This window comes from Bacillus sp. AFS053548, assembly GCF_002575105.1.
Classification (GTDB): Bacteria; Bacillota; Bacilli; order Bacillales; family Bacillaceae_G; genus Gottfriedia.
On the sequence record NZ_NUHI01000013.1, the window covers coordinates 1 to 13,506 of the forward strand.

General features: G+C 33.8%; 11 protein-coding genes. 1 reads left to right on the top strand and 10 read right to left on the bottom strand.

All coding sequences use genetic code 11. The features are described from left to right. Positions 1-41: 41 nt before the first annotated feature. From CN946_RS07055 to CN946_RS07065, 3 genes are read right to left on the bottom strand one after another with little or no spacing between them, the layout of a single operon-like run. Entirely contained in the window at positions 42-842 is an 801-nt protein-coding gene (locus tag CN946_RS07055) for an ABC transporter ATP-binding protein (RefSeq protein WP_098860498.1), read from the bottom strand. Between the two features lie 4 nt (positions 843-846). Continuing rightward, positions 847-1,899, bottom strand: coding sequence for a FecCD family ABC transporter permease (locus tag CN946_RS07060; RefSeq protein WP_141546872.1), 1,053 nt, complete (start codon positions 1,897-1,899; stop codon positions 847-849). Then, complete coding sequence (locus tag CN946_RS07065; RefSeq protein ID WP_098860499.1) at positions 1,896-2,897, bottom strand: FecCD family ABC transporter permease; 1,002 nt, start codon at positions 2,895-2,897, stop codon at positions 1,896-1,898. The genes CN946_RS07060 and CN946_RS07065 overlap by 4 nt, the downstream gene beginning before the upstream one ends. A gap of 169 nt (positions 2,898-3,066) precedes the next feature. On the opposite strand from CN946_RS07065, the gene CN946_RS07070 reads away from it, so the two are divergent. Next, the gene (locus CN946_RS07070) at positions 3,067-4,026 is read left to right on the top strand and encodes an ABC transporter substrate-binding protein (protein ID WP_098860500.1); all 960 of its coding nucleotides are present in this window, start codon (positions 3,067-3,069) and stop codon (positions 4,024-4,026) included. A 76-nt stretch (positions 4,027-4,102) separates the two neighbouring features. Here CN946_RS07070 and CN946_RS07075 read toward each other — a convergent pair whose 3' ends face one another. The 7 genes from CN946_RS07075 to CN946_RS07105 form a co-directional block, all read right to left on the bottom strand. Continuing rightward, on the bottom strand, positions 4,103-4,672 hold the full coding sequence (locus CN946_RS07075; protein ID WP_098860501.1) for a GNAT family N-acetyltransferase: 570 nt from the start codon (positions 4,670-4,672) through the stop codon (positions 4,103-4,105). Between the two features lie 236 nt (positions 4,673-4,908). Then, on the bottom strand, positions 4,909-5,610 hold the full coding sequence (locus tag CN946_RS07080) for a response regulator (protein WP_098860502.1): 702 nt from the start codon (positions 5,608-5,610) through the stop codon (positions 4,909-4,911). Next, the gene (locus tag CN946_RS07085; RefSeq protein WP_098860503.1) at positions 5,576-7,210 is read right to left on the bottom strand and encodes an ATP-binding protein; all 1,635 of its coding nucleotides are present in this window, start codon (positions 7,208-7,210) and stop codon (positions 5,576-5,578) included. Before CN946_RS07085 ends, CN946_RS07080 begins: the two co-directional genes overlap by 35 nt. A 69-nt stretch (positions 7,211-7,279) precedes the next feature. Beyond that, the gene (locus CN946_RS07090; RefSeq protein WP_483295374.1) at positions 7,280-8,785 is read right to left on the bottom strand and encodes a tripartite tricarboxylate transporter permease; all 1,506 of its coding nucleotides are present in this window, start codon (positions 8,783-8,785) and stop codon (positions 7,280-7,282) included. A gap of 45 nt (positions 8,786-8,830) precedes the next feature. Next, a complete protein-coding gene (locus CN946_RS07095; RefSeq protein ID WP_098860505.1) occupies positions 8,831-9,283 on the bottom strand; it encodes a tripartite tricarboxylate transporter TctB family protein in 453 nt (150 codons plus the stop codon). A gap of 64 nt (positions 9,284-9,347) precedes the next feature. Then, a complete protein-coding gene (locus tag CN946_RS07100; RefSeq protein ID WP_483295373.1) occupies positions 9,348-10,367 on the bottom strand; it encodes a Bug family tripartite tricarboxylate transporter substrate binding protein in 1,020 nt (339 codons plus the stop codon). Between the two features lie 551 nt (positions 10,368-10,918). After that, positions 10,919-13,306, bottom strand: coding sequence for an immune inhibitor A domain-containing protein (locus CN946_RS07105; RefSeq protein ID WP_098860506.1), 2,388 nt, complete (start codon positions 13,304-13,306; stop codon positions 10,919-10,921). Between the last annotated feature and the right edge of the window lie 200 nt (positions 13,307-13,506).

Consider the following 13,506-nt stretch of genomic DNA (forward strand, 5'->3'; position numbering starts at 1 on the left):
TAAGGGGATTATTACATTTTAGGACACCTTTTTAAAACTAATTAAATTATTTTTCTTCCTCGCCCATGAGGTATGCAAAGTGGCGTTCCGAATAATGGATCCTTCACAATATCGCAGTTCATACAGAAAACGTCACAGATTAAGTTCTGACTAATGATGTTTTCTGGGTCTCCTTCTGCGTAAACTTTACCATTTGAAATTGCAACAACGTTGTGTGCATATCGACATGCTAAGTTTATATCATGTAGTACCATAACAATTGTACGCTGTTCTTTTTCATTTAATTCGTAAAGTAAATCTAAAATCTCAATTTGATGTGTTAAATCCAAATAAGTTGTTGGTTCATCTAATAAAATAGTATCTGTGTCCTGAGCTAATGTCATCGCAATCCAAGCACGTTGACGTTGTCCACCAGATAAAGAATCGACTAATTGATCCTTTAATTCGTACATATTTGTCATTTTTAAGGCATGATTTACTTTTTCTTCATCTTCTTTTGACCATTGCTTTAACCAAGTTTGATATGGATATCTGCCTTGTTTTACTAATTGAAAAACAGTTAAACCTTCTGGTGCAACAGGACTTTGAGGCAGGATTGAAAGATTGCGTGCAATTTCCTTTGTTGGTCGCTTACTTATTTCTTTACCATCAAGTAAGATGGTTCCACTTTTTGGTTGTAGTAATCTTGCAAGTGAACGAAGTAATGTTGATTTTCCGCAGCCATTAGCTCCAATTAAAACTGTGATTTTTCCTTTTGGGACTTGAAAATTTAATTCGTTTATAATTGTACGATCATCATACGATAACGTTAACTTTTCTGTTTCGATTGCGCTCGTTGACATCTTATCACCTTTTTCCAGTCTTAAATAATAAATAGATAAAATATGGTGCACCAATTACGGCAGTAAATACACCAGCAGGTATTTGAATTGGACTAAACACCGTTCTTCCAATTGTATCGGCTACTAATACCATGATGGCACCGATGATTCCAGATAAGGGTATCAATGCACCGTAAGAAGCACCAACTATTTTCCGAGCAATATGAGGTGCAATTAGTCCAACAAATGCAATTGCTCCTGCAAATGCAACTGCACCAGCTACTAATGCTGTACTTATAAATAACAAGATTAGTCGATTTTTTTCTACTTGAACACCTAAGCTTGTTGAAACTTCATCTCCAAGTTGTTGCGTATTGATATGTCTAATAAACGATAAAGCTAACACGATAAAAACTAGCGTCCAGACTGTAATGATTTTAACCTGTTGCCAGTTCGCTCCGTAGACGCTACCAGTTAACCACATATTCGCTTCAGTTGCCCTAAAAATAGGTCCAATAATCATAAAGAATGAAGTTGTGCTCTGAGCTAATGCTGAAAATCCAACCCCTACTAAAACTAATCTTAATGGCTTTAATTCCCCATCCTTATAAGCAAAAGCATAAACAAATACTAAACTTATGATGGCACCGATAAATGCCGCTAAAGGTAGCCATTTTATACTTACTGTTAATTGATTTGTACGGTTATCACTAAAAATAGCTAAAAATAATACAACGGCAGCACCTGCTCCACCTGTTATCCCAAGAATATCTGGAGATGCTAGTGGATTTCTAACTAACCCTTGAAGAATTGCCCCAGCAATCGCTAAAGAAATCCCAGCAAAAATTGCAATGAAGATTCGTGGCATTCGAAATGCTTGAATAAATAATTCATCTATTTTTTCACCTTCACCGAATATAACAGATAATACTTTTGGAATTGAGATGTAACGGTCACCTAGCGTTAAGCTCACTATAAATGAACTAATCAGTAAAAGAAGAGCAATTATTAAAACGGAAAATGATCGCTTATTAAATAGTAGTGAAAAGTACTTGTTTCTTAATTTGATCATGTTCATTTTACAGTACCGCCTTTTCTTGCTAAGTAAATAAAAAATGGTGCGCCAATTACTGCAGTCATAATACCAACTGGCGTTTCTTCTGGCATTAAAATGTAACGAGATCCTATATCAGCTAAAAGGAGTAAAATTGCTCCGAAAATACCACAAAACGGAATCATCCAGCGATAATCATTTTTAACGAACATTCTAACTATTTGAGGGACAATTATACCAACTAATCCTATTGGTCCTGCTATACTTACAGCACCACCGGCTAGAATGATGACTAATACGACTAATGTCGTTTTTAATAAAGCTGTATTTTGACCTAAAGCTCTAGATACATCCTCTCCTAACATGAATGTATTAATCTTTCCACCAAGTGCAAGTGAGACCACCCAAGCTATTACGATATATGATAGTACCATATGTAAAGAATCAAGTGAACGTCCTTGAACTGAACCAGCTAGCCAAAATAGTACTTGCTCTAATGCCACTTCATTAGTTACTAGTAAGCCTTGGGTTATTGAGCTAAACATAGCTGCAATTGAAACACCAGCTAAAGTAATTTTTAATGGTGTCGCTCCGTCTTTCCCTATTGAACTTAACCCAAATACGAATACCGCTGATAATGTAGCTCCTATAAATGAAAGCCATATGGTCGCATTAGGTGATTGTAAATGAAAAAAAGTGATACTAAGTACAATTAACATCGAGGCACCAGCGTTAATTCCTAGAACGCTTGGTGATGCTAGAGGATTTTTAGTTAAAACTTGCATAAATAAACCAGCGATTGCTAAACTTGCTCCTACTATTGAAGCAATGATCGCTCTTGGAACTCGAACATTTTGAATAATTAACTGTTCATTAGACCCATCAAATTGTGTAAATGAATGGATTAAACTTGTAAAACTAGTATCCGTATATCCTAGTAAAATACTAGAAAAAAAACAAATTACTAATAAAAAAATACAAGCTACTAATACAAAAACTCTTGATTTTGGATGAATAAGCATTTTATATCTCCTACTATTCTATTCTCTTCTTTTAGTCTAAATGATATGAATTATCAAGTCAATGAGAATGATTTTCATTTTCTTGTTGACTTCTAATCAAATCTTAATCTATAATACTACTTGTCAAGAGAAATGATAATCATTATCAACTAAAAAGGGAGAACATTCCATGAAAAAACTAAAATTTTCCTCACTAATTGCTCTGTTCATTGCAGCAATTATGGTATTAGGTGCTTGTGGCACAAAAAAATCAGACGAAGCTTCTGGTAAAGAAAGTAAAAAAGCAAATACAGTTACGATTGAGCATGCAATGGGAACGACAAAAGTTCCTGTTAATCCAAAAAGAGTTGTTATTTTAACAAACGAAGGAACTGAAGCTTTACTAGCATTAGGTGTGAAACCAGTTGGTGCTGTTAAATCATGGACTGGGAACCCTTGGTACGATCATATTTCTAAAGATATGGATGGCGTAGAAGTTGTAGGTGTGGAAAGTGAAGTTAACCTTGAGAAAATCGCTGGTTTAAAACCAGATTTAATCATCGGAAATAAAATGCGTCAAGAAAAAGTGTATGAACAATTAAGTGCAATTGCACCAACAGTTTTTGCTGAAACATTACGTGGAGATTGGCAAGAAAATTTCAAATTTTATGCAAAAGTTTTAAACAAAGAAGAACAAGGCAAAAAAGAATTAGCTGATTATTCAAAACGTGTTGATGACCTAAAAGCTGAATTAGGCGATAAAGTAAATCAAAAAATTTCAATGGTGCGTTTCATGGGTGCTGATGTACGAATCTATCACCAAGATACATTCTCTGGTGTAATTCTTAAACAATTAGGATTCCAACGTCCAGAGGAACAAAATGCTCCTGATTTTGCTGAAAGAGGCGTAACAAAAGAACGTATCCCAGCGATGGATGGAGATTACCTATTTTACTTTACGTTTGATGACGGTAAAGAGTCTGGATCTAAGCTTGAAAAAGAATTTACAGAAGATCCTTTATTCAAAAAGTTAAATGCTTCTAAAAATGGACATGTCATTAAAGTAAATGATGTAACTTGGAACACGGCAGGTGGAATGAAGGCTGCTTACTTAATGTTAAATGACATTGAAAAGACTTTTACTAAATAATAGAATTTAAAAAGGTTTACCTTTATTGTCAGATTAAATGACAATTTAGGTAAACTTTTTTTGTTAAAGTCGGAATCTAGCTAATTTCCACGCTTGCAATACTTGCTTCTCCCGCTTTCCCTGCATCTTCAGCATTTCCTGCAATTAGCGTAAGCATCATATGCTCTTGGTCCCAATATTCATCGTTAAATTTTAAACTATTAGGGGTTTTTGCAAATGTTTTGAATCCTAGCTTTTCATATAGTTTTTTTACTGTTTCATTACCTTCTACGATATTTAATGTAAGCTGTTCAAGTCCAAAGCTTTTTGCTAAGTGGATCGCTTCTTCAATTAGAAGATAACCTGCCCCCATTTTTCGAGCGCTAGGAGAAACATAGACAGACTCAATTTTTCCTTTATGCTCTGCTTTAACCTTTTCAAATGTTTTTAAAGTTGCTACTCCAATTAATTGACCTTTGTCAGTAAATGCACCGATCGTATAATTTTTATCTTGATCTAATATTTCTGCTTTGTATTCAATAGGGTCATCTTGATCAAGTATTTCATCCATAGTTGTAATAAAAACTTCAGGATTCTCTTTTAAACCTTCTAAACGAATATTAAGATAGATTTCTGCATCTTCTTTAGTTAATAAACGTATTTTCATTAATATCCCTCCGTAATTCTTGCAAAGTATATTTTATATAACAAATAGTAGCTTTTCAACGCTTTCAAAAACTAGACTCTAGTAAACTCACATTGTCATAAACTTGTAAAAAACATAAAAAAACGCTTGTATACCAAGCGTTTAGACGATCCTCTTATCATGATTTTTCACAATTCCTGTTACAGAAATGTTAGGTTTGTCATAGTCAATAAGTAAACTTTACTAAATCACGTAATCTAGTTTTTTATCAAATAAACTCTTTCAGGTCTACCGATTGTTCCATACGCTAAATCTGCTAATACTTTTCCTTCAGATACTAGATATTCTAAATATCTCCGGGCAGTAGTACGACTAACGCCAATTTCCAGTCCTATATTCTCAGCAGTCATCCCATTATGAACTTCTTTAATCGCGAATAACACTTTATCTAAAGTAAGCTTATCAATTCCTTTAGGATAAATACTTTGTTCTTCAACTATTGAATTATTTTTTCCGATTAAACCATCTATTTCTTCCTGAGTTAGATATGCACTTTTTGATTGTAGGCTTTGCACTTTATTTGAATAATTTACATAACGAATTAGAGACTTTTTAAAACGATCAAAAATGACTGGCTTAATGATAAAATCAAATACACCATAATGTAAGGCCTTATTCACTGAATCAATTTCTTTGGATGCTGTAATCATAATAACATCTGCCAAAATTGAATTTTTCTTCATCCATTGTAAAAAATCTAAACCATTCATATCCGGAAAATACACATCTAATAATACTAGCTGCGGTTTGATAATCTCAATTAAATCAACTGCTTCTTGGTAATTTGTTGCAATACCAATTACACTAAACCCTTCTATTCTTTCAATGAATCGCTGATGAATTTCTGCAATTCTACTATCATCTTCAACTATTAACACTTCTATTAAATTCTTTTTCATCGTATCTGTTACTCTCCTTTTGGCGTTTCGGAATGGCAACAATAAATGTAGTTCCCCCATGTTCGTTTGAATGAAAAGTAATTTGTCCGTTTAATTTATGGAGTAATCTCTGGACTAGGTGGAGTCCAATCCCTGAATTTTTAGATTGCTCCTTAGTAGATATACCATATTCAAAAATCTCATCGATTAATTCCTCAGGGATACCATTTGCATTATCCTCAATTTCAATCAGTAAATCCTCACCTAGGTCAGTAAGAAATAGTGAAACAAGCTTTTCTGATTTGTTCGTTTCTAATACTGCATCGAATGCGTTATTTAATAGATTTCCAATTATCGTTATTAAGTCTTCCCGATTTATTTCTTTTGGAACATCTGCAAAACTACTATTATAATCAATGTTAAAATCTACTTTTAACTCATTAGCTAAACTTATTTTACCTAATAGAAGTCCTGCAACGACTGGGTCTGAAATTTCTTCCATAATAAAATGGATAATATTTTGAGTTATATTTGATTCCTTTGAAATTAATTCAGTCGCTTCTTGATAGGATTCAAGCTGAATTAAACCTAAAATTGTATGCAACTTATTCGAATATTCATGTGCCTGTGCTCTAAGGCCTTCTGAATATGCTTTTATTTGCGATAGTTCATTTAACAATTTATTCAATTCGGATTTTTCCCTAAAGGTTGTTACTGCTCCAACAATTTTAGAATTCACTCCAACAATCGGTATACAATTAATAATCATTACTTTTTCGTTTATTAAAAACTCTAAATCATAAATTGGTTTACCAGTTTCAACTACTTTCTTCAGTTGCGAATTATGCAATATGTCTTCTATTTTTAGTCCTCTAAGCTTTATATTATTAGGAATAGAAAGTACTTTATGAGCGTTTTCATTTACTACCGTAATCTCTCCATATTCATCAATCGCAATAATCCCTTCATGTATCGATTCTAAAATTGCGTGTTTTTCTTTGTACATCCTTCCAATTTCTTTCGGCTCCAATCCGAATATCGATTTTTTAATATTAAATGAAATTAAAAAAGCTACCCCTATTCCAAGTAATAAAATGACAATACTATTTTTTATTAGTTTTTTACTAAACGCTTTTGCCTCGTGATCGATATCCTTTATTAAGTAGCCTACAGAAACAACTCCAATTACATTGCCATTATCATCAAAAATAGGGGTTTTTCCTCTTAAAGAAGGGCCGAGTGTACCAGTCGATTCCGATACGATTTCCTGTCCCTTAAATACTTTATCATTATCTCCTCCAACCATTTTCTTCCCTATTAGGAATGGGTTTGGATGTGAATAACGTACTTCATTTTTATTTCCAACAACGATAAATTCTGCCCCAACTTTCTTTCGGATCTTTTCAACGATTGGCTGAATAATTCCAGATGGATTTTCACTTAAAAATGCTTCGCGGACTTCTGGCATATTTGCCACTGTTTGAGAAATAGCTAAAGCCTTTAGTCCCTTTTCATGTTTAAGGTTTTTTAGAAACATTTCTTGAGATACTATTTCAAAAACACTACTAATAACTAAAATGAGAACAGAAATAAAGATGATTAACTTATAATGTAAACGCATAAAATTTCTCCTTATATTTTTATAATAATCAAAAAACTCCTTTTATTAAAGGAGTTTTGTTAGAATATTTTAAGCTTCTACATTAATAACTACTTCTTTACCTTTCAATTTAATAATAATTGGAATAAGGATCCAAAGTAGACCAATTATTAAAAATACTAATGAAATAGGATGAGTAAAGAAAATACTATAATCACCATTTGATACGGTTAAAGCTCTTCTTAAATTATTCTCAATCATTGGTCCTAAAACGATTCCTAATACTAGTGGTGCGATTGGAAAATCATTTTTAGAAAGGAAATATCCAAAAATACCACATGCTATTAATAGAAGTAAATCATTTACAGATACTTGAACAGCATAAACACCAAATATTGAAATAGCTACAATTAGTGGCAATAAGTATTTTTTCGGAGTTTGAATAATCTTTGCAAATATTTTTACTAAAGGCATGTTTAAAATGATCAACATAACGTTACCAATAAACATACTCGCAATTAACCCCCATGCAACGTCAGGATGTTCATCGAAAAGCAATGGTCCCGGTTGTATGTTATACATCATTAAGGCACCCATTAGGATTGCAGTTGTTCCTGAACTTGGAATACCTAAAGTTAATAAAGGAATCATCGCTCCTCCAGACGCGGCATTGTTTGCTGACTCAGGAGATGCAACTCCAGCAATTGTACCAGTTCCAAATTTTTCTGGTGTTTTACTAACCTTCTTTTCTAAAATATAAGCAAAAAATGAAGCTAAAATAGCACCCGCTCCCGGTAATAAACCGACGAAAAATCCTAAAACAGAGCCCCTAGCGATTGGTGCTAAACTTTCTTTTAATTCTTCTTTAGATGGTAATAAATTATTGATCTTTGCCATCTCACCATCTTCTACTTCATTTTCAATAATTGTTTTAAATACTTCCCCTAGAGCAAATAATCCTACCGCTACTGTTAAAAATTCTAATCCTTGATATAGCCAAGGAATGTCATATGTAAAACGAGAAACTCCAGATACAGAATCAATTCCAATAGTAGCTAAAAGTAGACCCAAGATCGTCATGATTAATGCTTTTGTTACTGACTTTCCTGCAAGTCCACTTACTGCACATAAACCGAGAAGCATTAATGAAAAGTATTCGGCTGGACCGAACTTAATTGCTAATGCCGATAATGGTTTTGCTAATACGATCAGTGCAATAAGAGTAAATATTCCTGCTACAAATGAACCAATTGCTGCGATTGACAAAGCACTTCCCGCTCTACCTTTTTTAGCCATTTGATAGCCATCTAAAGTCGTCACCACCGATGAAGATTCACCTGGCGTGTTTAATAGAATTGATGTAGTAGAACCTCCATACATAGCACCATAATATACACCAGCTAATAAAATAATTGCACTGCCCGCTGCTTGCTCAGGTCCTAAAAAACCAGTTACCGAAGCAGTAACAGGTATTAATAAAGCGACCCCACTCATTGGCCCAATACCAGGTAATACCCCTACTGCTGTACCAATTAATACTCCGGCAAAAGCAAACAATAAGTTGTACCATGTAAATGCAGTTTCAAATCCCTGCATTAAATATTGAAAAGTACTCAAGTTAATAACTCTCCCTTCTTTTTTCTAAAACCAAATTGACCAAACAGGTAGCGTACCTTTTAAAACATCGACAAAAATAAAATAAATAATGAATGAATAACCTAATGAAATCGAAAGTGATTTTATCCAGTTTCCACGCTCCATTGTTTGAATTGCTACAATTAGGAATAAAAACGAACTAATAATAAAACCAATTTTCTCAAGTAAAAGTGCATAAAGAATAGCAGAAACTAGGATGATAAAAAATTGCTTATAATTATATTGAACTGCTTCCTTTTCTTTTCCCTTATAAGAAAATGTTTCGTAAAATAACCTACAACTTAATAAAGAAAGCGCACAGCCAAGTATAAATGGAAAAACGTTCGGACCAACTACACTTCCATAAGCAGTGGCTGCTATACTCCGACTTTCTATAATAAAAGTAATACCTGTAATAAGAAAAATGATTGCTGCTAATCGATCAAATTTTTTATTCATGTATCTCACCTCTTTATGTTCAGTAATGGAAAAGAAGGAGTGTTTTTCCCCTTCTTTATTTCAACTATTTATTCATTCCCAATGCTTTTAATAGATCTTGAACTTGTGTTTCTTGTTCTGATAAAAACGAATTAAATTCTTTACCATCTTTATATTCCGGCTGCCAGCCTTGCTTCTCTACTTCTTCTTTCCATTCTTTTGTTTCAACTAACTTTGAAATTGTTTTTTCCCAATATGAATATGCATCCTTAGACATTTTCTCTGGCCCAAAAACCCCACGCCAAATGATAAACTCAGCATCTATTCCTTGTTCTTTAGCTGTTGGAAACTCAGACAGTACATCCCCTTGTAAACGTTCAGGTGATGTTACTGCTAAAACTTTAACCTTACCTGATTTAACAAACTCAAGCGTACTAGAAACATCTGTCGAAATGACATCCGCATTATTCCCTAATAATGCTGTTATTGCTTCTGAACCACCATCATAGGATACATACTTAATTTTCGTAGGATCAATACCATATTTATAAGCAGGTAAAATTCCGACTAAATGATCCATCGACCCTGGAGCAGATCCCCCAGCTAAAGTAATATTCTTCGGATTCTTTTTAATATCTTCTAAAAGTGATTTTAGATCTTTATACTTAGAATCAGCCTTTACAACGATTGCACCATAATCCTTTGTTAGCTGAGCTAAAGGTGTACTATTTTTATAGCCATAAGGACTATTTCCCTCTTTTTTCAGGTTATTAATAATAATAGGTGGTGAGTTTACAAATAATTTTTCATTATTGGCTTTATCCTGTGTAGCATACTCAGCCATGAATACCGTACCGCCACCGCCAGGTTTATTTTCTACCGTCATAGGTTCTTTAACAAGTTTTGTTTCACTTAAAACTTTAGTGAACGATCTAGCTGTTAAATCCCATCCGCCGCCTGCTCCTGATGGTGCTACAACCGAAATTGCCTTATTAGGATAAGAAGAGTTATTGCTTCCTGTTGTTACACTACTACTTTTACATGCTGCAAGACTTACAGTGATTAAAGAAGTCATTACAAACAAACCAGTCTTTTTAAATTTCACCTATAGTTCCTCCCTTTTTTGGAAACGCTTTCTAATATAAGTATTATAATTTAATAATTCTGAAAAAAGTTTTTATGAACGTTAAAGACGTAAAGTCCATTAAAACCATTTTGTTCATAAAAACCACGATAAAGAAAACTCTCCAATTGGGGAACCCTTAGGCGGACACAGGAGCGTAGTTAGGATTTTAAAAATTGCTTACTAATAGTAGTTTCATGAGGTACTACATACGCTGGTTATTGAAAATTACTTCCTCATAACGGGTTCATGAGGTACTTTAAGCGCTGGATTTCGAATATTACTTCCTCATAACAGGTTCATGAGGTACTATAAGCGCTAGATTTCGAAAATTACTTCCTCATAAAGGGTTCATGAGGAACTATAAGCGCTAGATTTTGTAAATTACTTCCTCATAACAAAGAATAATGGAAATCAACCACAACACCCTACTATAAGAGACTAATTGAAAAACTCATTTCTCGGGCAGTCTATAAAAACAAAAAAAAGAATACGAGTCTGAAATTATATCAGACTCGCATTCTTTTTCTTTCTTATTTATGAATCCAAACAGCACCAGCTGAATTATCTTTTGCTTCTCCAATTACTTGGAATTTTAATCCATAGTTAGGTACTTTTCTTCCTGCATCAGGAATTAATGTATTTTGGTAACTATGTGAATCATCGAATTCTGTTACACCAGGTAATCCATCATAGTCAAAGATCCCACGAGATGGTGAGTTAAAGTAGAATTCAGGTGATTTATCGTAACTGAAAGCAGCGTCAGCTACTTGGTAACGAGTACTTTGTGATACAGATGGTTTACCATTTAATGTACCAACGATCGCCTCTGGGTGAGCATCTACAACACCTAAGAAACCTTCACCAGGGTGCACACCTGTCCAGTTATCTGTGTAGCTATCATCTCCATACCAAACTACTAAACCAGTATTATACTTAACTCCACGAGCATATTCTAATGCTTTATCAGAGCCAGCATAGTTTCTCCACTCTAAGTAGTAGAAGTGATCTTTAAAATCAGTACCATTCGATACAGTTGCTTTGTCTAATGTAAATCCTGGAGTTCCTTCAGCACCATCAGTAAATTTAACTGCACCGTCAACAGTTAATTTTGCTTCGTCGAAAGCAAATCCTTCAGGAGCTAGTCCACCATCAGTAACATATTCAAACTGAACTTTTACGTTTTTTCCTTTGAATGCAGATAAGTCATAAACTTTATCTACCCAAAGTCCTTTAGATGTTTCAAGTCCACCTGCAGTATTTTCATCACCAATCGTATCAATTGTTGCAAGTTTAGCACCTGTTGCTGCATCTAATACATTTACATACAGATAGTCGTAATTATATTCAACTTCATAGTTTGCTTTTACAGCGAAGCTTGCATTTGTAGCTGCTGTTAAATTAAATACTGGTGAAGTCATAGTAGTGTGAAGATTATCGCCTTTTGTACTATAGTAATACTTTGCACCAAATTGAGGTTGGAATTTACTTTTTACTTCTTTTTTAGGTAAGTTAACTTTTACGATCGCTGGATTATTTGATTTAGTAACACTTTGATCAATAACAGCAGCAATACCTTTTTCATCAATATCTTTATAATCTACTTCAGTCATATTTGCCCAGTTTCCACCAATTGTTTTTTGGAAGAACTCTTTGTTTTGTGGTGAGAAACTTGTAGGTGTTGTTCCAGCGATTGCGCCGTTCCAACTACCACCACTCATAACTGACCAAGAAGCAATCGGCTCACCATTACCTGAATACTGAGTATCGTACTCATCTGGTAATCCTAAATCATGACCAAATTCGTGAGCGAATACACCAACTGCTCCATCTTCTGGCTCAATTGTGTAATCATATGCAGCCATTAGTCCGCCCCAATATGGAGCTTTTGATTGAGTTCCTGAGAAAGTAGTTACTCCATTTAAAGTCCAACGATGTGACCAGATCGCTTTATCTCCTAATTTACCGCCACCAGCTTCTTGACCAGTTCCAGCATGAAGAACCATTAAGTGATCGACTAATCCATCAGGCTCATTAATATTTCCATCACCATCAAGATCATAAATATCTAAATCATCAAAATCAGCTAAATTAATACCTGAATTGATTGCTGCTCGTAGTGATTCCTTTACAAGATCACGTGGACCTTTTGGTGCTAAGTTATCATGTCCACCAGTTGGGCTATCATCACCATAATCAGCTGCATTCCCAGAAACTGTTAACCAGTCTGTTACTGTACCTTTTACAGTATAACTTCCACCAGATTGTTCTTCATAAAATTGTTTAAACGTTTTTATTTTAGAGCCATCGTTTAAAGTAAAATCTTTATCTCCAAAAAGCATATCTTGGTAATGTTTTTTACTGAAATCATTAGTGTACATGTACCCATCTTGTTTATCAATATTGTTATGTTTGAAATCAGCGAATTCAGTTAAGATAACTAATACTTTATCTTCACGTACTCCGCCGTTATAGCCAGCTTGTTTAGCAGAATCAACTTTTACAACGCCAGTTGGTTTGCCTTTTTTATAGTTTTCGTGTCCTTTATTTAATTGTGATAAAAGTTGAGCTTTACGTTTTTCTAATGTTGCTCTTTGTTTATCGGCAATTTTTGAATCTGATTGTGCATTAACTTTCTCTTTATATGCACCTTGTTTTTCTTTTATGTATGCTTGTACTTTTTCTTTAGCTACTTCAGCGCTATCTGTTTCTTTGATCACGCCTCTGTCTCTTAAAGCTTTTTCTAATCTTTCTTCGTCCACTACGTTTAAATCTAAATAAGGACTTTCTACTAATTGCTTACTTTCACTTTCAGTAGGAATTGCTGCTTTTGAAGTAACTCCAGTTGAAAAAATGGACATACTTAATGCTGTAGCAAGTGAGACACTCGATAATACCTTCCAGTATGATGGTCTTGCCATAATTTTACACCCCTTTTCAGAATCTTCTAACAATAAGTAAATAGTACAAGCTTAAAGGGGATTGTACAATGAGTAATTATGAATATTTTCTAATAATTAGGTTAATATATTTAATCTATTTTTAATGGATTCTTAATAATATGAATAGGTAAATATTCTCATTAACATGACAAAAAAATACATTTTCTCTTTTTATCAAA

What these genes read in the sequence shown, in the direction of transcription:
- CN946_RS07055 (WP_098860498.1), bottom strand. Translation starts at nt 842, where the DNA reads ATGTCAACGAGCGCAATCGAAACAGAAAAGTTAACGTTATCGTATGAT.
- CN946_RS07060 (WP_141546872.1), bottom strand. Translation starts at nt 1,899, where the DNA reads ATGAACATGATCAAATTAAGAAACAAGTACTTTTCACTACTATTTAAT.
- CN946_RS07065 (WP_098860499.1), bottom strand. Translation starts at nt 2,897, where the DNA reads ATGCTTATTCATCCAAAATCAAGAGTTTTTGTATTAGTAGCTTGTATT.
- CN946_RS07070 (WP_098860500.1), top strand. Translation starts at nt 3,067, where the DNA reads ATGAAAAAACTAAAATTTTCCTCACTAATTGCTCTGTTCATTGCAGCA.
- CN946_RS07075 (WP_098860501.1), bottom strand. Translation starts at nt 4,672, where the DNA reads ATGAAAATACGTTTATTAACTAAAGAAGATGCAGAAATCTATCTTAAT.
- CN946_RS07080 (WP_098860502.1), bottom strand. Translation starts at nt 5,610, where the DNA reads ATGAAAAAGAATTTAATAGAAGTGTTAATAGTTGAAGATGATAGTAGA.
- CN946_RS07085 (WP_098860503.1), bottom strand. Translation starts at nt 7,210, where the DNA reads ATGCGTTTACATTATAAGTTAATCATCTTTATTTCTGTTCTCATTTTA.
- CN946_RS07090 (WP_483295374.1), bottom strand. Translation starts at nt 8,785, where the DNA reads ATGCAGGGATTTGAAACTGCATTTACATGGTACAACTTATTGTTTGCT.
- CN946_RS07095 (WP_098860505.1), bottom strand. Translation starts at nt 9,283, where the DNA reads ATGAATAAAAAATTTGATCGATTAGCAGCAATCATTTTTCTTATTACA.
- CN946_RS07105 (WP_098860506.1), bottom strand. Translation starts at nt 13,306, where the DNA reads ATGGCAAGACCATCATACTGGAAGGTATTATCGAGTGTCTCACTTGCT.